General features: G+C 74.2%; 22 protein-coding genes. 11 read left to right on the forward strand and 11 right to left on the reverse strand.

Features of this window, described 5'->3' with window-relative positions:
• Nucleotides 1-69 precede the first annotated feature (69 nt).
• Entirely contained in the window at nucleotides 70-1227 is a 1158-nt protein-coding gene (locus Q3W71_RS04435) for a sensor histidine kinase (protein ID WP_302917977.1), read from the forward strand.
• On the forward strand, nucleotides 1224-1898 hold the full coding sequence (locus Q3W71_RS04440) for a response regulator transcription factor (RefSeq protein ID WP_302917978.1): 675 nt from the start codon (nucleotides 1224-1226) through the stop codon (nucleotides 1896-1898). Before Q3W71_RS04435 ends, Q3W71_RS04440 begins: the two co-directional genes overlap by 4 nt.
• A gap of 54 nt (nucleotides 1899-1952) precedes the next feature.
• On the opposite strand, the gene Q3W71_RS04445 is transcribed toward Q3W71_RS04440, so the two are convergent.
• The 4 genes from Q3W71_RS04445 to Q3W71_RS04460 all read right to left on the reverse strand — a co-directional run bounded on the left by Q3W71_RS04445 (nucleotide 1953) and on the right by Q3W71_RS04460 (nucleotide 4923).
• Nucleotides 1953-3419 carry a serine hydrolase gene (locus tag Q3W71_RS04445; protein WP_302917979.1) on the reverse strand — a complete coding sequence of 489 codons (1467 nt, stop codon included), beginning with the start codon at nucleotides 3417-3419 and terminating at the stop codon, nucleotides 1953-1955.
• Nucleotides 3420-3491: 72 nt separating this feature from the next.
• Nucleotides 3492-3992, reverse strand: a complete 501-nt coding sequence (locus tag Q3W71_RS04450; RefSeq protein ID WP_302917980.1) for a helix-turn-helix transcriptional regulator — start codon at nucleotides 3990-3992, stop codon at nucleotides 3492-3494.
• Between the two features lie 102 nt (nucleotides 3993-4094).
• Nucleotides 4095-4481: a DUF4180 domain-containing protein gene (locus tag Q3W71_RS04455; protein WP_302917981.1), complete on the reverse strand. Its 387-nt coding sequence runs from the start codon at nucleotides 4479-4481 to the stop codon at nucleotides 4095-4097.
• Complete coding sequence (locus Q3W71_RS04460; protein WP_302917982.1) at nucleotides 4474-4923, reverse strand: helix-turn-helix domain-containing protein; 450 nt, start codon at nucleotides 4921-4923, stop codon at nucleotides 4474-4476. The genes Q3W71_RS04455 and Q3W71_RS04460 overlap by 8 nt, the downstream gene beginning before the upstream one ends.
• A 137-nt stretch (nucleotides 4924-5060) precedes the next feature.
• Here Q3W71_RS04460 and Q3W71_RS04465 point away from each other — a divergent pair, with 137 nt between their 5' ends.
• Nucleotides 5061-5600 carry a DUF1697 domain-containing protein gene (locus Q3W71_RS04465; RefSeq protein WP_302917983.1) on the forward strand — a complete coding sequence of 180 codons (540 nt, stop codon included), beginning with the start codon at nucleotides 5061-5063 and terminating at the stop codon, nucleotides 5598-5600.
• 53 nt (nucleotides 5601-5653) lie between these two features.
• On the opposite strand, the gene Q3W71_RS04470 is transcribed toward Q3W71_RS04465, so the two are convergent.
• A complete protein-coding gene (locus tag Q3W71_RS04470) occupies nucleotides 5654-6643 on the reverse strand; it encodes an MBL fold metallo-hydrolase (RefSeq protein WP_302917984.1) in 990 nt (329 codons plus the stop codon).
• Between the two features lie 154 nt (nucleotides 6644-6797).
• Nucleotides 6798-7712: a serine hydrolase gene (locus tag Q3W71_RS04475; protein ID WP_302917985.1), complete on the reverse strand. Its 915-nt coding sequence runs from the start codon at nucleotides 7710-7712 to the stop codon at nucleotides 6798-6800.
• 75 nt (nucleotides 7713-7787) lie between these two features.
• On the opposite strand from Q3W71_RS04475, the gene Q3W71_RS04480 reads away from it, so the two are divergent.
• The 3 genes from Q3W71_RS04480 (at nucleotide 7788) to Q3W71_RS04490 (ending at nucleotide 10535) form a co-directional block, all read left to right on the forward strand.
• Nucleotides 7788-8741 (forward strand): LysR family transcriptional regulator, encoded by a 954-nt coding sequence (locus Q3W71_RS04480; RefSeq protein WP_302917986.1) that lies wholly within the window; start codon nucleotides 7788-7790, stop codon nucleotides 8739-8741.
• 107 nt (nucleotides 8742-8848) lie between these two features.
• Nucleotides 8849-9700, forward strand: a complete 852-nt coding sequence (locus Q3W71_RS04485) for an aldo/keto reductase (protein WP_302917987.1) — start codon at nucleotides 8849-8851, stop codon at nucleotides 9698-9700.
• Between the two features lie 139 nt (nucleotides 9701-9839).
• The gene (locus Q3W71_RS04490) at nucleotides 9840-10535 is read left to right on the forward strand and encodes a hypothetical protein (protein WP_302917988.1); all 696 of its coding nucleotides are present in this window, start codon (nucleotides 9840-9842) and stop codon (nucleotides 10533-10535) included.
• A gap of 132 nt (nucleotides 10536-10667) precedes the next feature.
• Here Q3W71_RS04490 and Q3W71_RS04495 read toward each other — a convergent pair whose 3' ends face one another.
• The 3 genes from Q3W71_RS04495 to Q3W71_RS04505 all read right to left on the reverse strand — a co-directional run bounded on the left by Q3W71_RS04495 (nucleotide 10668) and on the right by Q3W71_RS04505 (nucleotide 13024).
• Entirely contained in the window at nucleotides 10668-11909 is a 1242-nt protein-coding gene (locus Q3W71_RS04495; RefSeq protein ID WP_302917989.1) for an RNA polymerase sigma factor, read from the reverse strand.
• Nucleotides 11910-11976: 67 nt separating this feature from the next.
• Nucleotides 11977-12348: a YciI family protein gene (locus Q3W71_RS04500; protein ID WP_302917990.1), complete on the reverse strand. Its 372-nt coding sequence runs from the start codon at nucleotides 12346-12348 to the stop codon at nucleotides 11977-11979.
• Nucleotides 12349-12388: 40 nt separating this feature from the next.
• Entirely contained in the window at nucleotides 12389-13024 is a 636-nt protein-coding gene (locus tag Q3W71_RS04505; protein WP_302917991.1) for a DUF998 domain-containing protein, read from the reverse strand.
• Between the two features lie 151 nt (nucleotides 13025-13175).
• Between Q3W71_RS04505 and Q3W71_RS04510 the strand changes: the two genes are divergently transcribed.
• Complete coding sequence (locus Q3W71_RS04510; RefSeq protein ID WP_302917992.1) at nucleotides 13176-13601, forward strand: hypothetical protein; 426 nt, start codon at nucleotides 13176-13178, stop codon at nucleotides 13599-13601.
• A 102-nt stretch (nucleotides 13602-13703) separates the two neighbouring features.
• Here the strand turns inward: Q3W71_RS04510 and Q3W71_RS04515 are convergent, their stop codons facing one another.
• On the reverse strand, nucleotides 13704-14549 hold the full coding sequence (locus Q3W71_RS04515) for a helix-turn-helix transcriptional regulator (RefSeq protein ID WP_302917993.1): 846 nt from the start codon (nucleotides 14547-14549) through the stop codon (nucleotides 13704-13706).
• A 103-nt stretch (nucleotides 14550-14652) separates the two neighbouring features.
• Between Q3W71_RS04515 and Q3W71_RS04520 the strand changes: the two genes are divergently transcribed.
• The 4 genes from Q3W71_RS04520 to Q3W71_RS04535 all read left to right on the forward strand — a co-directional run bounded on the left by Q3W71_RS04520 (nucleotide 14653) and on the right by Q3W71_RS04535 (nucleotide 17660).
• Complete coding sequence (locus Q3W71_RS04520) at nucleotides 14653-15405, forward strand: SDR family oxidoreductase (RefSeq protein WP_302917994.1); 753 nt, start codon at nucleotides 14653-14655, stop codon at nucleotides 15403-15405.
• An 80-nt stretch (nucleotides 15406-15485) separates the two neighbouring features.
• Entirely contained in the window at nucleotides 15486-16472 is a 987-nt protein-coding gene (locus Q3W71_RS04525; RefSeq protein WP_302917995.1) for an aldo/keto reductase, read from the forward strand.
• Nucleotides 16473-16545: 73 nt separating this feature from the next.
• Nucleotides 16546-17013 (forward strand): MarR family winged helix-turn-helix transcriptional regulator, encoded by a 468-nt coding sequence (locus Q3W71_RS04530; protein WP_302917996.1) that lies wholly within the window; start codon nucleotides 16546-16548, stop codon nucleotides 17011-17013.
• Nucleotides 17010-17660, forward strand: a complete 651-nt coding sequence (locus tag Q3W71_RS04535; RefSeq protein WP_302917997.1) for a hypothetical protein — start codon at nucleotides 17010-17012, stop codon at nucleotides 17658-17660. The genes Q3W71_RS04530 and Q3W71_RS04535 overlap by 4 nt, the downstream gene beginning before the upstream one ends.
• A 73-nt stretch (nucleotides 17661-17733) precedes the next feature.
• On the opposite strand, the gene Q3W71_RS04540 is transcribed toward Q3W71_RS04535, so the two are convergent.
• Nucleotides 17734-18234, reverse strand: a complete 501-nt coding sequence (locus tag Q3W71_RS04540; protein WP_302917998.1) for a GNAT family N-acetyltransferase — start codon at nucleotides 18232-18234, stop codon at nucleotides 17734-17736.
• Between the last annotated feature and the right edge of the window lie 86 nt (nucleotides 18235-18320).

An 18320-nucleotide genomic window follows, 5' to 3' on the forward strand; every position in this document is an offset into this window, starting at 1 on the left:
CGCCTCATCCCCGAGAATGACCTGCCCCGGGTGGACGCGCCACCGTCGACCGGCGGTTACCGTCTGACCGTGGGTTCCCTGCTTGCCCGGCGACTGCGGCCGGTGGACCTGTACCTGGTGGACGGTGCGCTGGCCGTGGTGGTCGGCGCGGCGCTCTGCGCGTACGCGGCCCTGGAGTCCCCGCTGCACGGTGGGGTCCGGGAACCGGTGTGGGCGTCGGTGCTCACCGGGCTGGTCATCGGACTGCCGGTGGCGGTGCGGCGGCGCTGGCCGGTCGCGGTAGCCGTGCTGGTGAGCCTGGCCGCCGCGGCGGCGCTGGTCACCGGCGTGATCCCCAACTTCGCGGCCGCCGCCCCGGCGTTCGCCATCGGACTGGCCTTCTACACGCTGGCCGTCGCCACGCCCCCGCTGCGGTCACTGGTGTGCGCCGTGGCCTGCCTGGCGGTGGTGAGCGTCGCGTTGGCGCTGACCGGCGGCGACCTCTGGTCCCGTACCGGCGCGGTCGGCTACGGCGCCGTCATGATCGCGCCGGGGTGGCTGGCGGGCTGGTCGGTCCGGGAGCGGCGGGCGCTCGCCGCCCGGCAGGGCGAGCAACGGGTGGTGCAGGCGGTCACCGAGGAACGGCTGCGCGTCGCCCGGGAGCTGCACGACGTGGTGGCCCACACGATGAGCCTGATCGTGGTGAAGGCGGCCGTGGCCAACCACGTCGCCGACGCCGAGCCGGGCGAGACCCGGGCCGCGCTGCGGGTGATCGAGGAGGCCGGCCGGGCCGCCCTGACCGACATCCGCCGGGTGCTCGGCGCGCTGCGCGAGGGCGCCGGGTACGCCCCGGCGCCCGGCCTCGACGAGTTGCCCCGGCTCGCCGAGCGCGCGGCGATCGGCGGGGTGGACGTGCACGTCGACGTGCGGCGCGACGTGCCGGACGCCGGCGCGGTGCCGGAGTCGGTGGGCCTGGCGGCGTACCGGATCGTGCAGGAGGCGGTCACCAACGTGGTGAAGCACGCCGCGCCGGCCGCCTGCCGGGCCACCGTCGTCGTCGCTCCCGACGAGGTACGCGTCGAGGTGGTCGACGACGGCCGGCGGCCGGTGCGGATGAGCGGGCACGGCCACGGGCTGACCGGCATGCGGGAGCGGGTGACGCTGCACGGCGGCGAGTTCTCCGCCGGCCCGCGCTCCGGTGGCGGGTTCGCGGTCAGCGCCCGCCTGCCGTACCGGGCGGTCGCGTGATCCGGGTCCTCATCGCCGACGACCAGGCACTGCTGCGCGGCAGCTTCCGGGTCCTGGTCGACCTCGACCCGGGCTGCACCACCGTGGCCGAGGCGGGCACCGGCGCCGAGGCGGTGGCGCTGACCGCCCGGCACCGCCCGGACGTGGTGCTGATGGACGTCCGGATGCCGGAGATGGACGGCATCGAGGCGACCCGGCGGATCTGCGCCGATCCCGCGACGGCCGGCAGCCGGGTGCTCATCCTGACCACGTTCGACCTGGACGAGTACGTGTACGGCGCGCTGCGCGCCGGGGCGAGCGGGTTCCTGCTCAAGGACACCCCGCCGGCCGAGCTGCTGGCCGGCATCCGGGTCGTGGCGGCGGGCGAGGGGTTGCTCGCGCCGACGGTCACCCGCCGGCTAATCGGCGAGTTCGCCCGCCGCGCCGAGCCGTCCCGGCCGCTGCCCCGCCGGCTCGACGGGGTGACCGACCGGGAGCGCGAGGTGCTCACCCTGATCGCCCGCGGTCTGTCCAACGTGGAGCTGGCCGCGCACCTGCACCTGAGCCTCGCGACCGTCAAGACGCACGTGGGCCGGCTGCTCACCAAACTCGCCGTACGCGACCGGGCCCAGCTGGTCATCGTCGCCTACGAGACCGGGCTGATCGCCCCGACCGGACGGGATCCCGGCTGACCGTACGGGTGGGCGGCACGGGTGCTTCCGACGGGCGGTCGGCTGCGTGGCCGGTCAAGCGACGACGGCGACGAGCAGCGGTACGGCGACGAGCGCCGAGCCGGCGAGGCTGGCCAGCCGCTTCCGGGGTGGCGCGCCGGAGATCGTCGGCAGTTCCCGCCAGCGGTACGCGGCCGCGACCAGCCCGGCGGCCGACAGCCCGACGCCGAACGGCCAGAGCCAGCCGGGCACCACCGACCAGTCTCCCAGCCGGTGACCGACGCCGAGGTAGAGCAGCGCCCATGCGGCGGTGGGCGCGAGGCTGAGCCGGTCGGGCATCCGGCGCACCGTCCGCAGCAGGCTCACCCCGCCGAGGAACGAGAAGCCGAGCGCCAGGGCGGCCCCGACCCAGCCGTCGAGCGGAATCCCCTCGTCGTCCACGGCGTCGCCGTCGATGCCGAGCAGGCGCAGCCCGATCGGGTCGACATCACGATCGGTGTTGCCGAGCACCACCACGCCCCGGCCGGTGGCCCGTTCGAAGCCCACGTACGCCCGGAACCCGCCGGTGCCGCCGTTGTGCCAGACGACCTCGTGGTCGCCGTACCGGGTGGTGAACCAGCCGTAGCCGACCCGGTTGCGGTCGTCCTCGGTGAACCGGGCGGTGGTGGCCTCGGCGCCCGGTGCGGTGCCGGCGAGCAGCGCCCCGACCAGCCGGGCCAGGTCCTCGGCGGTCGACCACACGCCGATGCCGGCCGGGGCGTACCCGCTGCCCAGCCAGGGGTCGGCGGCGCGACCGCCCGCCCTGGTGCCCGTCGCCCGACCGGCCGGTAGCCCGTCCGCGTCGGTGGCCACCACCGTCCGGTCCAGTCCCGTCGGGCGCAGCACCTCGCGGTCGAGCAGCGCCGGGTAGCTCGCGCCGGCCTGCGCGGCCAGCGCCTGACCGAGCAGCGCCATCCCGACGTTGGAGTAGTCCACCCGCCCGCGACCGTCTCCCGGCGTCTCGTGCGCGGCGGCGGAGACGATCCGGTCGGCGTCCCACCGGCCGTACGGGTTGCCGGCGGTGAGGTTGGCCCACCACATCCCGGGCAGGTCGGTGGGGCCGAGCGCCAGCCGGGGTAGGCCGGAGCGGTGGCTGGCCAGCTCGTCGAGGGTGACCTCGGCGGTCGGGCCGCCGAGGCGGGGCAGCGTGGCGCTCAGCGGGTCGTCGGCGCGGACCGCGCCGGCGGCGATCCGCCGGGCCAACAGCATGCCGGTGAGGCCCTTGGTGACCGAGCCGATCTCGAAGGGCGTGCCCGGCTCGACGGGCGCGCCACCGGGCTCCCGGTCGCCGAGCCCGGCGGTGCGAACCCGGCCGTCCGCCAGCACGGCCACCGCGAGGCCGCGCAGGCCCGCCGGGTCGGCCACCGCCGCGCGGACGGTGGCGGCCAGCTCGGCGTCGCCGGTGTGCCGCGCGGTCAGCCGCGGTACGGGAGGCCGCACGCCGAACCCGGCGAGGGTGGCGACGAGCCCGACGACGAGGGCGAGGGCGGTCGGCTTACGCATGAGGCTCCTTCGGTCGGGCGCCGGGAGCCGGCCGGCGGCGCCGATGGGGTGGCGGGTATCGCGCCGCGATGCTCAGGTGCGGGCGGCGGTGAGGATGGCGAGCAGTGGCACCACCCGGTCGCCGGGGACGGCGTACTGGCCGCGACCGGTGCTGCGCAGCCAGCCGGCGGCGGTCAACTGGCGCAGATGGTGGTGGAGCTGCCCGGTGGTGCCCAACCCCTCGATCTCGGCCAGTGCGGCGGTGGTGTGCCGGCCGCCGAGAATCTCGCGCAGCAGTCGCAGCCGGACAGGGTGCGCCAGGGCGGTCAGCGCGCCGGCCAGCTCGGTCCAGTCGGCGTCGAGCACGGCGTCGACCGGAAGGCCGTACTGCCAGTCGTGGTGCTGGCCGGCGAGCCGGACCGTGCCGGTGTAGAGCACCGCGCCGGAGCCGTCCGCCGGCACCAGCCGCTTGAGCCCGTGCAGCGCCCAGAAGGTGTCGCCCGAGGGCTCCGCCGGCTCGGCCACCGGTTGGTGCTGGACCAGCGCGGCGACCTGTGCCTCCAGCGCGGTGACCCGCTCCTCCAGATCCGCCATGCCTCGATACTACGAACTTACGTACTTACGTGCAAACGACGCCCCGGCCGAGCCGGCGGCGCGGTGGCGCTCAGCGCGCCACCGGCTCGGCCCACGGGTGGTTCAGGCCGCCGGGCGGCCGCCGGCGTCGGCGCGCAACCGGGCGTCGAGCGCGTCGAGATCGGGGACGAACCACACGTGGTCGGAGCGGTTCGACTCGTGGACGAGCGCGCGCAGGGCCGAGCTGGCCGCCAGGTGCCGCGAGATGTCGCCGACGACGGCCAGCCGCAGCCGGTAGTTGACGAACTTCTGCATGACCTCGCCGGCGAACCGGGTGCCGAGGGTGAAGAAGCTGTCGTCCAGCCGGCTCGCCGGCACGGCCACCACCTGGGCGCCGAGGAAGGCCGCCCCGATCAGGTCCAGCGCGTCCCGCTCGGTGGCGATCACCGGGCCGGCCGGGTCGCACACCAGCACCGGCACCCCGGCCCGCTGCTCGACGACGTCAGGCATCGCCGGCCTCCCCGGCGAGCAGGCCGTTGCCGCCGCCGAGCACGGCGTCGACCAGGCGCAGCAGCTCGGCCGTGGCGGCCGCGCCGCCGAGGATCACGATCTTCATGCGGTTCCGTTCCTCGTCGTGGACGGTCTGGACGCGCAGTGGCGGCCCGGCGTCGCGGCCGGTGTTCACCGCGGCGAGGACGAGCGTGCCGAGCCGGTCGGCCGCCGCCCGGTCGACGCCGTCGACCTGCACGATGCTCGACACCTCCACCGGCCCGACGCCGGCGGCCGGCTGCGGCCGGCCGGTCAGCGCGGCCAGGTCGGCGCGGGCGATCCGGTACTGCTTGCCGATCCGCACGGCCGTGAGCCGGCCGGTGCGGATGTAGCCGCGCACGGTGCGCACGTGCAGCCCGAGCAGGTCGGCCACCTGCTCGACCGAGTACATTTCCTCACTCATCGTTCCCCAACCTACCCGCGATAGGGAAGGAAAGGGAGTATTGAGCGACCCTCATGACCGAGGTCACTGGCGGAGCGGCCGGGACGGTGTGGGCGGCGGCTCCTAGGCTGACGGCACCCGTACTCCGAGGAGGTGCCATGGACCGCTACGTCGCCCTGCTGCGCGGGGTCAACGTGGGCAACGTCCGGATCGCGATGGCCGACCTGCGCCGGCTGGTCACCGATCTCGGGCACCAGGACGTCCGGACGTACCTGCAGAGCGGCAACGTGGTCTTCGGCAGCACCGTGCGCGACGCCGACGAACTGGCCCGGGGCATCGAGCGGGCGATCACCGGCGAGCTGGGGCTGACCGTGCCGGTGCTGGTGCGCAGTGCCCGGGAGCTGGCAGCGGTGGCCGGTGGCAACCCGTACGCCGGGCAGGAGGACGACCCGACGAAGCTGTTGGTGGCCTTCCTGGCGACCGCGCCCGCGCGGTCGGCGGTGGCCGCGCTGACCGTGCCCGGCGGCGAGCGGGTCGCTTACACCGTGACCGGGCGCGAGGTCTACCTGCACTACCCGGAGGGCGGCTACGGCCGCTCGAAGTTCACCAACGCCTACCTGGAGAAGAACCTGGGCGTGGTGGCCACCACCCGCAACTGGCGGTCGGTGCGGACCCTCGCCGAGCTCGCCGCCGGCTGAGCGGCGGGTGGGCGGCGGGTGGGCGGCCCCGTGCCCGCCCACCCGCGGCCGGCTCAGAAGTGGTAGGCGGTGCCGTACTCGGGCACCAGCACCCGGCTACGCGGCGACACCCGCCGGATGGTGGCGATGAACTCGTCGAGGCGCTTGCGGTCGTTCGGCGCCACCGGCACCGGGTTGCGCAGCTCGACCTCGAAGTTGTCGAAGTGCACCGGCACCACGACCTTCGGGTGGTCCAGCGCGGTGAGCAGCCGCTCCGCGTAGTCGGCGGTGGCGGTGCTGCTCGGCAGCGCCACCATGGCCACGTCCGGGGCGAGGCCGGTCAGGTTCCGTTCGACGAAGTCGCTCGCGCCCATGAAGAACACCGCCGGCCCGCCGTCGACCCGCAGCTGGTAGGCGAGGGTGTCGCCCTCGGGCAGGTCGGCGATGGTCGCCGGCTTCGGCGGCGGGCTGACCCGTATGCCCGGGAAGGCCATCGAGTACGACACGTTGCGGCTGTGCAGCGAACCGACCACCTCCACCGTGTGGTCGCCGAAGTCCAGCACCTCCCCACCCTTGACCGGGCTGAGCTGCCCGGACGGCACCCCGTACGCCAACCCGAGGTGGTACGCGGTCAGCGTGCCGAACACCTGCGCCCCGGTGCGGCCGGCGATGTACGGGACGTCCATGTAGTGGTCCCAGTGGGTGTGCGTGACGAACACCGTCGCGGCCCGGTCCACCAGCGCGTCGACCGCCGAGGTGTTGACCTCCAGCGACTTCGACTGGTTGAAGGCGCCCGTGAACAGCCCGGTGTCGAGGCGGCTCAGGTAGGGGTCGATCAGGACGGTCCGGTCGCCGATGTCGACCCGCCAGCCCGACGTACCCCACCAGCGGAAGCTGACCGGGCCGCGGCGCCGGCCGGCCGGGGCGGCGCCGACCGGCGCGGCGGCCGGCGGTGCGGCCTGCGCCGGTGCGGCCAGGGTGGCGCCGGCGAGCCCGGCGGTGGTGACCAGGGCGGTGCCGGCGGCGGCGTCGCGCAGGAAGCGGCGGCGGTCCAGGTTGGGCATGCGGAACTCTCCCCGTCGTGGTGCTGATCGGTCGGCCCCGAGCCAACCAGCGCCACCCGGGCCAGGTCCAAGATCGACGGCCGAAAGGCTCGATATCCGTCCGGATATCAGCCCAGGTCAGCGCCGGGGCAGCAAGGCGTTGCGGGCCGGAAAATCACTCCCCGCGCAGCGCCTCGACCGCCGTCCGGGCGGCCTCCCCCATGGCCAGGTCCACGTCGATCCGGCGGGTGGCGAGATCGGCCATCCGGGCGAAGACGGCGATCGCGTACCGGCCGCCGTCGGGGTACTCGGCGACGCCCGCCTCCAGGTGCAGCCCGGGCAGGGTGCCGGTCTTGCCGGCGACCCGGACGCCCGGCGGAAAGCCCGAGGCCAGCCGGGTCCAGAACAGCTGCCGCGACATCCACTCCCGGACCATCGCGCACGCCTGGGCCGGGCCGGCCTCGTCCCGCCAGATCAGGCCCAGCAGCCGGGTGATCTCCCGCGCCGTGCTGGCGGTGGTCTGCGCGGGATCGAAGACCCGCATCGCCCGGACCCGCTCGACCGGCAGGGTCGGGAAGATCCGGGCGAACTCCGCCTCGGTCCGCGCACCGACGTCGGCCAGCATCGACTCGGCGAGCTGCCGGGGGCCGCCGACGATCCGGGTGCGGGACAGCCCCAGCTCGGCGGCGAGCATCGGCAGCAGGTCCGGGCCGACCCGGCGCAGCAGCAGGTCGGCGGCGGTGTTGTCGCTCACCGACATGGCGAAGTAGGCCAGGTCGCGCAGCGAGACCTCGGCGTCGTCGGCACAGCCGGCGATCCCCCAGCCACCGAGCCGGTCCTCGGCGGTCACCAGCACCCGCTCGCGCGGGTCGAGCTGACCGGCGACCACCTGCCGGGCGAACTCCAGCACCAGCAGGATCTTGAAGATCGAGGCGATCACCACCTGCTCGTCGGCCCGGACCGCCACCTCCCGGCCGCCGTCGACCCGGGCGGACCCGCCCGGCCGGCCCCCGGCCAGCTCCACCACGTGCAGGTTGGCGGTGATGCCGAGCCGGTCGAAGATCCCGTCTATCCGCTCCCGCACCGTCACCCCTGGCACGGTAGTGGCCGTCCGGGCCGGGACGGGGCGGCGGGTGCGCTGCCGCCCCTGGCGTAGCCTGCGGCGGTGGACCTGCTCCGACACCTGCGGCACTTCGTGGTGGTCGCCGAGGAGCTGCACTTCGGGCGCGCGGCCGAGCTGCTGGGCATGGCACAGCCGCCGCTGAGCCAGTCGATCCAGCGGCTGGAACGGGAGCTGGGGGTCGAGCTGTTCGACCGGTCCCGCCGGCAGGTGCGGCTGACCACCGCGGGCGAGCTGCTGCTCGCCGAGGCCGAGGAGCTGCTGGCCGGCGAGCGCCGGCTGCGCAACGTGCTGCGCCAGGCGCGCGACGGCGTACTGGGCGTGCTGCGGGCCGGCGTGCCGCCGGAGACCCCGGCGGTCAGCCTGCGGGCGCTGCTGGACCGGCTGGCCGGCCGGGCGCCCGGGCTGGACGTCGAGCTGCACGAGCTGACCAGCGGCGAACAGGAGCGGATGCTCGCCGAGGGGCGGCTGGACGTGGGGTTGCTGCACCACCCGGTCGCCGCCGACGGGCTGCGCTTCGGCGCGGCGGTGGACGTACCGCTGGGGGTCCTGCTGCCGCGGACCTCGCCGCTGGCCCGCGCCCGGGAGGTGGAGCTGGCCGCGCTGGCCGGCCTGGACCTGGTGGCCGCGCCCCGGGCCACCGCGCCCGGCTGGCACGACCACCTGCTCGACGTCTGCCGCCGGCACGGATTCGCGCCGGCGCGGGTGCGCCCGGCCCGTAACCCGGAGTTCCTCTTCGGGCTGGTGCTGGCCGGCGGCGGGGTGGCCGTGGAGCCGGCCGCGCTGGGCCGCCGGGAGCCGCGGATCGCCTGGCGGCCGGTGGCCGGCGCCCCGCTGGTCAAGCGGACCTCGGCGGCGTGGCCGCGGCGGGCCGCGCACCCGGCCGCGCCGATGGTCGGGCAGCTCGCGGCCGAGGTGCTGGCCGCCGCCGACCCGCCGGCCCCACCGGCGGCGCCGGCGCCACGGCCCTGGCGGGTGCTCTTCGACGCCGCCGGCTGAGGCGCGGATCACCGGTGAGAAACGCCTGTCCCCGGGTACGCGGACAGGCGGCAGACGGTACGTGGAGGCGCATCCGCTACCCGGCGACGACCGGCGAAGGAGCCGCAATGGCGAACACCATCCCCGACATCACCCTGAACGACGGCAACACCATCCCCCAGTTCGGCTTCGGCGTGTTCCAGATCGAGCCGAAGGACACCGTGGCGGCGGTCCGCACCGCCCTCGAGGTCGGCTACCGGCACATCGACACCGCCGAGATGTACGGCAACGAGGCCGAGGTGGGGCAGGCGATCCGGGAGAGCGGGCTGGACCGGGGCGAGGTCTTCGTGACCAGCAAGCTGAGCAACGCCTTCCACCGCCCGGACGACGCCCGCAGGGCGTTCGAGTCGACGCTGGCCGCGCTGAAGACGGACTACATCGACCTGTTCCTGATCCACTGGCCGCTGCCCACCCGCTACGACGGCGACTTCGTCTCGACCTGGCGGACGCTGGAGGAGTTCCAGCGCGACGGGCGGGCCCGCTCGATCGGGGTGTCGAACTTCCAGGTGCCGCACCTGGAGCGGCTGGCCGCCGAGGCCCGGGTGGTGCCGGCGGTGAACCAGATCGAGGTGCACCCGTACTTCGGCAACGAGCAGGTGCGCGAGTACGACCGGACGCACAACGTCATCACCGAGGCGTGGTCGCCGATCGCGCAGGGCAAGGTGCTGGACGACCCGACGGTGGTCGACATCGCCCAGGAGGTCGGCCGGACCCCGGCCCAGGTGGTGCTCCGCTGGCACGTGCAGCGCGGCGACGTCGTCTTCCCGAAGTCGACCACGCCGGCCCGGATCGAGGAGAACTTCCGGATCTTCGACTTCGAGCTGGACGACGTGGCGATGGAGCGGATCACCGCGCTGGACAAGGGCCCGGCGGGACGGCAGGGGCCGGATCCGGACACCTTCGACTACCTCCCCGCGTAACGGGGCGGATCACGGCGGCGCTGATGGCAGGGGGGCCCGGACGGGCCCCCCTTTGTCGCTTTCATCCCCTGGGCGACCCGCGCGGTCGAGGAACGCCGGCGAGTCTGCGCCCAGCAACCGAAAGGATCGCGCCCCCGCGATGATGCGCCGCCGTACCCCGCTGCTGCTCCTGTCGATGCTAGCCCTGCTCGCCCCGACCGCGTGCGGGCCGGCCGAAGCCGAGACACCCCGCTGGTCCGCACCGGCGGAGTCGGCCTCGCCGAGCGCGCCGGCGCCGCGTCCCGCGCCGACCTCCACCGCCGAGGTCCGCAGCCGGGTGAAGGCGGCGATGTTGGACCTGGACAGCACGTTCCACCCGGAGACGGCGGAGTTCACCGAGGAGAACAGCGAGGCGTGGAAGCTGATCTCGCTGTGCCGGGACAGCCTGCCCTCCGACCGCAAGCGCACCGCCTACCGGGAGCGGGTCTGGGACGGCGAGACGGTCTGGATCCGGCAGTACGTGGTCGGCTACCTGAAGGTGCCCGGGCGCAAGCTCGCCGACGAACTGCGGTCCGTGCTCAAGACCTGCAAGAAGTACGAGGTGCCCAACGACGGGCGCACCTCGGAGATCGTCCGGCCGACGCCCCCGCCGGTGGCCGAGGGCCCGGACACCATCACCTTCTGCGAGAAGCTGATCGGCGAGGCCACCCGGCACCAGTGCACCCTGATGCTGGTCCGGGGCAACTTCGTGCTCCAGGTGGACGCCTCGGCGGACGAGGGCGACCTGGCCGCCGGCAGGGACCTGCTGGCCAAGCTGGCGCCGCTGGCCACCGCCGCCCTGGAGCGGGCCACCTGAGCCCCAGCCGCGCGGCGGTCGCCGAAGGCCGCCGCGCCCGCCGCGCGGTGTCGTTGAAGCGAAGTGGCGGCGGCGTGACCGGTCGCGCGGGGCCCGCCGGGGTGCGGCGTCCCATCGCGGGCCCGGCTCCGGTCAGGCGAGCCGCGCGGCCCGGCCGAGCAGGTACGTCCGCTCCACCGTGTTGTCCGTCAGCACGGCCGCCTCGCGGTACAGCGCGGCGGCACCGACCGCGTCGCCGGTCAGGTCGAGCAGGTGGGCGCGTACTGCCCGTTCCCGCTGCCGGGTCAGCTGCTCCTCGTCGAGCCGGTAGCGCCGGTTCAGGTCGTCGAGCAGCGCCAGCCCCCGGGCCGGCCCGTACGCCTGGGCGACCGCCACCACCCGGCTCAGCCGCACCGGCGCGGTCGGATTGAGCCGTTCCAGCCACAGGTACAGCGCCGCGATCTGCGGCCAGTCCGTCTGCTCCGGGGTCGCGGCCGCGGCGTGCACCGCGGCGATCGCCGCCTGCAACTGGTAGGGGCCGGTCTCGCGCCGGCGCCAGACGCTGTCGATCAGCTCGGTGCCCTCGCGGATCAACGCCCGGTCCCACCGCGTGCGGTCCTGCCGTTCCAGCGGCACCAGCTCGTGGTCGCCGCCGGTGCGGGCGGCCCGGCGCGACTCGGTGAGCAGCATCAACGCCAACAGGCCGGTCACCTCGGCGTCGTCCGGCAGCAGGCCACGGAGCATCCGGGTCAGCCGGATCGCCTCCCGGGTCAGGTCGACGCGGGCCAGGGCGTCCCCCGACGTGGCGGTGTAGCCCTCGTTGAAGACGAGGTAGAGCACCTGCGTCACGGCGGCCATCCGGCCGTCCCGGTCGGCGGCGGTCGGCAGGGTGAACCGGGCGCCGGCCCGGGCCAGTTGCTGCTTGGCCCGGCTGATCCGGGTGCCCATGGTGGCCTCGGTCGTGCCGTACGCGTGGGCGATCTCGGCGGTGGTCAGGCCACCCACCGCGCGCAGCGTGAGCGCCACCTGCGAGGTGGTGCTCAGCGCCGGGTGGCAGCAGAGCAGCAGCAGGGTGAGGCTGTCGTCGGTCTCCGGCCGGCCGTACGCCTGGCGGTCCGATTCCCGCATGGCCAGCTCGGTGATCCCCACGTCCCGTTCGCGCCGGCGCCGAGCCTGCTCGGCGCGGAGCAGGTCGACCATCCGCCGGTAGCCGACCCGGATCAACCAGCTGCGCGGATTCTCCGGCACGCCCTCGGCCGGCCAGATCCGGCTGGCGGCGAGCAGCGCCTCCTGCACCGCGTCCTCGGCGGTGTCGAAGTGGCCGAAGCGGCGCACCAGCGCGCCGAGCACCTGTGGCGCCTCGGTGCGCAACAGGTGCTCGACGTCCGGGGTCATGCCGGCTCCGCCGTCCGGCCGCCGCGCCAGCGCTCGGCATCGGGCCGGCGGCGTCGGTAGTGGTCGGTCATGCCGCGAAGTCCTCGCCCATGATCGGCCGGATCTCGATCGGCTCGCCGAGCGCCTCGACGATCCGGCTGGCGATCTCGACGGCGCGGTCATGACTGGCCACGTCGATCACGGCGAAGCTGGCCAGCACCTCCTTGAGTTCGGCGAACGGTCCGTCGGTCGCCACCACGCCGGTCGGCGTCCGGCGCACCGTGATGCTGACCGCCGGGTGCCCCAGCCCCTCGCTGGAGACAAACTCGCCGCTATCGATCAGCTCCTGCTCGAACCGTTGGTACGCGGCGAACGCGGCCATCGCCTCCTCGGACGGGTTCCCGGCGGTCGCGGCGTCCCAGGCGACCGCCGGGGTGTAGCCGAGCAGCAGGTACTTCATGTTGATCTCCTCTTCGACTGCCTGACAACGGTACGTAGGGTCAGCCGGCCCGGCGCAGCGACAGCGCGATCGCGGTCGTCCAGGCGAACGCGACCAGGCCGTTCACGGCGATCTGGATGCTCATGTGCTCCGGCGACACGGGCAGCAGCAGGACCACCGCGACGAGGCCGCTCAGCCCGGCCGCCCACCCGGCCCGACGCCGTACGCAGCGGACGGCCAGCACGATGGCGGCGACCGCCAGCGCGGTGAAGGCGGTCGCCGCCGCGGCCGAGTGCACCACGCTGTGCCAGGACATCCGGGCGACCGGCCCGTCCGGGGTGCCTACCGGGAATCCGTGCTCCGGATCCATGGTGAACACGCCGGCGACGACCAGCCCGGCACCGAAGATCCCGACGAGGATCGGCAGCAGGCGCCGGCCGATGCCCTCGGTGATGGTGCGGCGGATGCCGGCGGCCAGCGCCAGTCCACCGAGGCCGGCGAGTACGAAGGTGGCGATCTGGATCCAGCCGAGGCTGCCGGTGGCGAGTTGGCTGATCGGGTGCCGGGTGATGTCGAAGCCCTCGCGGGTGACCATCTGGGCGATCGCCGAGGCGAGGAAGAGCGGCCCGGCGAGGGCGCCGGCGAGCAGCAGACGACCGGACGGCTGGCGGACGGCGGGTACGGCGAGAACGGCCATGACTTTCCTCCCTGGTGGGTTCCTGCCGCTACCTCGGGGCCGGACCGGCGATCTCGACACCCCCTCGATGTGATCCAGGTCACCGTCGGTCGATGTCGAGAGGCGAAGGTGGCCGCCGAGGTACCGGCAAGCACTCACCAAGGAGGACGAGATGTCTGAGACCATCCAGCCGAGCGCCGAGCTGAAGGCCCTGGACCGCCTGGTCGGCACCTGGTCGGTGACCGGCGGCGCCGAGGGGACCGTGCGGTACGAGTGGATGCCGGGTGGCTTCTTCCTGTTCCAGCACGTCGAACTCACCCAGTTCGGCGAGCGGATCAGCGGCTTGGAGGTGATCGGGAACCTGCGCCCGTTCGGCGAGCCGGTCGGCGAGGACGTGGTGTCCCGGTTCTACGACTCGACCGGTAACACCCTCGACTACGTCTACGAACTCACCGGCGACACGCTGACCATCTGGGCCGGCGCGAAGGGCAGCCCGGCGTACTACGAGGGCCGGTTCGACGCCGCGGGGACCACGGTCACCGGCGCCTGGGTCTACCCCGGCGGGGGCGGATACAACTCGACCATGACCCGGGTCTGAGGCGTCGCCGCCCGGAGCCGGGCGGTGACGAACCGGAGCGGCCGGAGCGTGCGGACCCGCCCAGCGGGCCCCGCGCGCCGGCCGTTCCCGGCGTTCGGGCGCTCAGCCGGACACGTCGACGCGCTGGGCGAGCCGGTGGAAGGTCACCGCCGTGGGTGAGCCCGGTTCGGGGACGTAGACGATCAACCGCTGGTCGGTCTCCGGCACGTGCAGCACCCGGCACTCGAACTCCAGCAGCCCGAGGTCGGGGTGCGGCACCCGCTTGACGATCAGGCGGCGTTCCGCCACGTCGTGCTCGGCCCAGAGCCGCGCGAACCGGGGTGAGGTGCCGAGCAGCTCGGTGACCAGCTCGGCGAGGCCCCGGTCGCGGGGGTAGCGGCCGTAGGCGGCGCGCAGGTCGGCGATCGTGGTGCGGGCGAAGTGCACCACCTCCGGGTCGGCCCAGTGCGCGTCGTCGGACATCCGGAACATCCAGCGGACCATGTTGCGGTCGGCGGCGGGCACCGCCGCGAGATCCCCGACGAAGTACGTGGCCAGCCGGTTCCAGGCCAGGATCTGGTAGCTGGCGTCGACCAGGTACGCCGGGGTCTCGGTCATCGCGTCCATCAGGTGCCGCAGGCCGGCGGGAACCTCCCGGCTCGGCCCGGCGGCCGGGGGCGGAGCCACGCCGGCCACCCGGAACAGGTACTCGCGCTCGTCCCGGGTGAGCAGCAGCGCCCGGGCCAGCGCGGACAGCACCTGCCGGGACGGGTGCGGGCCGCGGCCCTGCTCCAGCCGGATGTAGTAGTCGACCGACATGCCGGCCAGCTGGGCCACCTCCTGCCGGCGCAGCCCCGGGGTGCGGCGGCGTACCCCGTCGGGGAGACCGACCTCGGCGGGGCGCAGCCGCTCCCGGCGGCTACGCAGGAACGCCGCCAGTTCCTCCCGGCGCAGGCAGTTTCTGGTCATGCCGTCAAGCTTGCCTCGGCCGGCGCCGCCGAGGGTGGTACCGCCGGTCCCAGCCTCGGCCGGTCTCTCCCGCCGGGCGGGCCGGGCCGGCACCGTCGAGGACATGACGAACATGATCGCCCTGGTCACCGGGGCCAACAAGGGAATCGGCTTCGAGACCGCCCGGCAGCTCGGTGCGCGCGGGATGACAGTGCTGGTGGGCGCGCGGGACGCCGAGCGGGGCCGGGCCGCGGAGCGGCGGCTGCGCGACGGCGGCGCGCAGGCCCGCTTCCTCTCGCTGGACGTGACCGACGAGGAGTCCGTGGCGACCGCCGCGAAGCTGGTGGCCGAGGAGTACGGCAAGCTCGACGTGCTGGTCAACAACGCCGGCATCGTGCTCGGCGACGGCGAGCGGGCGCTGCCCAGCGAGACCACCCTGGCGACGCTGCGCCGGGTGTACGAGACGAACGTCTTCGGCGTGGTGGCGGTCACCAACGCGCTGCTGCCGCTGCTGCTGCGGGCCCCCGCGGCGCGGATCGTCAACGTCTCCAGCGAGGTCGGCTCGATCGGCACCATCACCGACCCGGAGAGCTTCATCTGGCGGTTGACCTCGGTGCCGTACCCGTCGTCGAAGGCGGCGCTGAACATGGTCACCGCGATGTACGCCAAGGAGCTGCGGGACACCCCGGTCAAGGTGAACGCGGCCAACCCCGGCTACTGCGCCACCGACTTCAACGGGCACACCGGCTTCCGCAGCGCCGAGCAGGGCGCGGAGGTGAGCGTGCACCTGGCGACGCTGCCGGCGGACGGCCCGTCCGGCCAGCTCTGGGGGCACCTCGCCGACGGCGGCGGCGGGTACGGCGTTCTGCCCTGGTGAGGGGTTGACTTCGAGTGCGCTCCAGCAGCCAGGCTCGTCCCCGAGCGCCCGGAGGACGGGCCGCGTGAGAGGGGACTCCCGTGAGGTACCGCACCATCGGCACCGACCCGAACACCCGCCGCGAGGTGAGCGTGCTGAGCCTCGGCGCCATGCTGTTCGGCACCGCCACCGACGAGGCGACGTCGTTCGCCATCCTGGACCGGTACGTCGAGGCCGGCGGCACCTTCATCGACACCTCGAACAACTACGCCTTCTGGATGAACGGCGGGCAGGGCGGGGAGAGCGAGGAGCTGCTCGGCAGGTGGCGGCGCAGCCGCGGGGTCGGCGACGAGATCGTCGTCGCCACCAAGCTCGGTGCCCGGCCACTCGCCCCCGGCACCAGCTACGTCGACAACCCGGAGGGGCTGTCGGCCGCGGTGATCCGGGAGGCCGCGGAGCGCAGCCGGGAGCGGCTCGGCATGGCGAAGCTGGACCTGCTGTACGCGCACATCGAGGACCACCGGGTGCCGCTGCGGGAGACCGTGACGGCCTTCGCCGAGCTGGTCGCCGAGGGCACGGTCGGTTTGCTCGGGGTGAGCAACCACCGGGCGTGGCGGGTGGAGCGGGCCCGTAACCTAACCGCCGCGGCGGGGCTGCCCGGCTACGAGGTGCTCCAGTACCACCACACCTACCTGCAGCGGCGCGCCGATCTGCCGAGCGAGCTGGACCGGGACGGCGATGTGGGCGCGGTCGGTCCGGACCTGCTCTCCTACCTGCGGGCCGAGCCGGGGCTGGCCCTGGTGGCGTACTCGCCGCTGGTGCGGGGCGCCTACACCCGCCCGGACAAGCCGCTCGGCGCCGGGTACGACCTGCCGAGCGTTCCCGACCGGCTGGCGGCGCTGGAGGCGGTGGCGAAGGAGACCGGTGCGACGGTGAACCAGGTGGTGCTGGCCTGGCTGATCGACGCCGAGGTGCCGGCGATCCCGCTGGTCGGGGCGTCCTCGGTGGCCCAGCTGGACGAGTCGCTGGCCGCGGTGGACCTGGCGCTGAGCGCCGAGCAGCGGGCCCGCCTGGACGCGGCCCGGTAGCCGCCCCCGAGTGCCAGCCCGTTCGGTGATGTGGCATCATAGTGAGGCATACTCACTATGAAGGCAGGTAACGGTGTCGGACGGGGGCCGGTTGATCACCGCGCTGGACCGGGTGCTCGAACTGGTCGTGGTGCTCAGCGACGACATGAGCCGGGGGCTGGCCCGGGAGGGGTTGACCACCTCCCGGGCCACCCTGCTGTGGCAGTTGCGCCGCAGCGGCCCGGTCACCCAGCGCGACCTGGCCGACGCGCTCGGGGTCAGCCCCCGTACCGTCACCGGGTTGGTCGACGGCCTGGTCAGCACCGGCTTCGTCACCCGCGAGCCGCATCCCACCGACCGGCGCGCGTTCCTGGTCACCTTCACCGAGCACGGCGCCCGCACCATCGAGGCGATGGAGCGTGACCAGCGGGGCTTCGCCGACCTGCTCTTCGGCGGGATGCCCGCCGAGCGGCTGGACTGCTTCGTCGCCGGGCTGGACGACGTCCTCGGGCGGCTGCGCGAGCAGGGCCTCTCCCCCGAGATCCGCGAGGAGGACCAGTGATCGCCACGACGTGGAAGCTGCTGCGCTTCGCCGTCCGCTACGAGATCGGCATGTGGCGCAGCCTCTACCGGTGGATCTTCCGGCGGCCGGAGCGGCTGCGTCCCGGCGACCGGACGTTCGGCTACAGCGGCGCGGTGATGACGCTGATGTGGATCTTCATCATCCTCTCCGCGGTGGAGGTCCCGATCTTCGAGATGATCCTGCCCTGGGAACTCGTCAGCAACATCGTGCTCGGCCTCGGCATCTACGGCCTGTTCTGGATGTTCGGCCTGCTGGCCAGCCTCAAGGTGCACCCGCACGTGGTCGGCGCGGCGGGCATCCGGATCCGCAACGGGATCACCCTCGACCTGACAGTGCCCTGGTCGGCCATCGAGCGGCTACGGGTCAACCGGCGCTCGCTGCCACCGGAGGGCAGCGTCCAGGTGGAGCGCAGCGGCGACGACGTCACGGTGAGCCTCGGGATGGCCAACCAGACCAGCGTCGACCTGCTGCTGCGCGAGCCGATCACGGTGCCGACCCGCAAGGCGCGCGGCGAGCGGGTCACCGAACTGCGCTTCCACGCCGACGACCCGGAGGCGCTGGTCGAGGCGGCCACCGCCCACCTGGTGGCCGCCCGCCCCGACCCGTCGGGCCGGGCGGCGGCCTGAGGCGATGCCTTCCGGCGCGGGGGCCTGGACCGGTCCGCGCGCGCTCTCCCCGCCCGACGGGCGCTGGCGCGGGTCAGGCGGCCAGGTCGAGCCGCCAGTCGTTGGAGCGCATCAGGTGCCCGGGCGGGTACTCGAACTCGGTCTCGCCGAGCAGGGTGAAGCCGGCCTTGCGGCAGACCGCGTTCGACGGGGCGTTGTCGACCGACGGATAGGCGTGCGCCCAGCGGTGGGTGCGGCGGTCGCGGGCCACCGCCACCGCCGCGCGTACCGCCGCGGTCGCCAGCCCGCGCCCCTGGTGCCCGGGCAGGATCGCCCAGCCCAGCTCGTAGACCTGCTGGCCGTGCCATTCGCGTTCCCAGTAGCCGACGCTGCCCACCGTGGCGCCGTCGGGCAGCCCCACCGTGTACATGCAGCCCTTGCCGGTGTCGCCGAAGCGCACGTAGCGCTCGTGCCGGGCGAGGACCTGCTCGTCGGTCTCCGGGCCGCCGGTGTGCGCCCGGACCTCCGGCGCGTTGAGCCGCCGCAGCAGGTCGAGGTCGTCCTCGCGCCACGGCTCGATGCGGACATCGGTCATGGTGTCCCCCCGTTCCTCCGGGGAGCATTCAAACAGCCACCACCGACACCGCGGCGCCGGAACGCGGCGGCCGCGCGGGCCGCTAG

Source organism: Micromonospora sp. C28SCA-DRY-2, assembly GCF_030519475.1.
In the GTDB taxonomy this organism is placed as follows: domain Bacteria; phylum Actinomycetota; class Actinomycetes; order Mycobacteriales; family Micromonosporaceae; genus Micromonospora.

Bases quoted from the DNA above. Each gene is read 5' to 3' on its own strand.
- Q3W71_RS04495 (WP_302917989.1), bottom strand. From the start codon at position 11,909: ATGACCCCGGACGTCGAGCACCTGTTGCGCACCGAGGCGCCACAGGTG.
- Q3W71_RS04465 (WP_302917983.1), top strand. From the start codon at position 5,061: ATGGACCGCTACGTCGCCCTGCTGCGCGGGGTCAACGTGGGCAACGTC.
- Q3W71_RS04540 (WP_302917998.1), bottom strand. From the start codon at position 18,234: ATGACCGATGTCCGCATCGAGCCGTGGCGCGAGGACGACCTCGACCTG.
- Q3W71_RS04500 (WP_302917990.1), bottom strand. From the start codon at position 12,348: ATGAAGTACCTGCTGCTCGGCTACACCCCGGCGGTCGCCTGGGACGCC.
- Q3W71_RS04515 (WP_302917993.1), bottom strand. From the start codon at position 14,549: ATGACCAGAAACTGCCTGCGCCGGGAGGAACTGGCGGCGTTCCTGCGT.
- Q3W71_RS04520 (WP_302917994.1), top strand. From the start codon at position 14,653: ATGACGAACATGATCGCCCTGGTCACCGGGGCCAACAAGGGAATCGGC.
- Q3W71_RS04510 (WP_302917992.1), top strand. From the start codon at position 13,176: ATGTCTGAGACCATCCAGCCGAGCGCCGAGCTGAAGGCCCTGGACCGC.
- Q3W71_RS04470 (WP_302917984.1), bottom strand. From the start codon at position 6,643: ATGCCCAACCTGGACCGCCGCCGCTTCCTGCGCGACGCCGCCGCCGGC.
- Q3W71_RS04490 (WP_302917988.1), top strand. From the start codon at position 9,840: ATGATGCGCCGCCGTACCCCGCTGCTGCTCCTGTCGATGCTAGCCCTG.
- Q3W71_RS04455 (WP_302917981.1), bottom strand. From the start codon at position 4,481: ATGCCTGACGTCGTCGAGCAGCGGGCCGGGGTGCCGGTGCTGGTGTGC.
- Q3W71_RS04450 (WP_302917980.1), bottom strand. From the start codon at position 3,992: ATGGCGGATCTGGAGGAGCGGGTCACCGCGCTGGAGGCACAGGTCGCC.
- Q3W71_RS04460 (WP_302917982.1), bottom strand. From the start codon at position 4,923: ATGAGTGAGGAAATGTACTCGGTCGAGCAGGTGGCCGACCTGCTCGGG.
- Q3W71_RS04505 (WP_302917991.1), bottom strand. From the start codon at position 13,024: ATGGCCGTTCTCGCCGTACCCGCCGTCCGCCAGCCGTCCGGTCGTCTG.
- Q3W71_RS04445 (WP_302917979.1), bottom strand. From the start codon at position 3,419: ATGCGTAAGCCGACCGCCCTCGCCCTCGTCGTCGGGCTCGTCGCCACC.
- Q3W71_RS04485 (WP_302917987.1), top strand. From the start codon at position 8,849: ATGGCGAACACCATCCCCGACATCACCCTGAACGACGGCAACACCATC.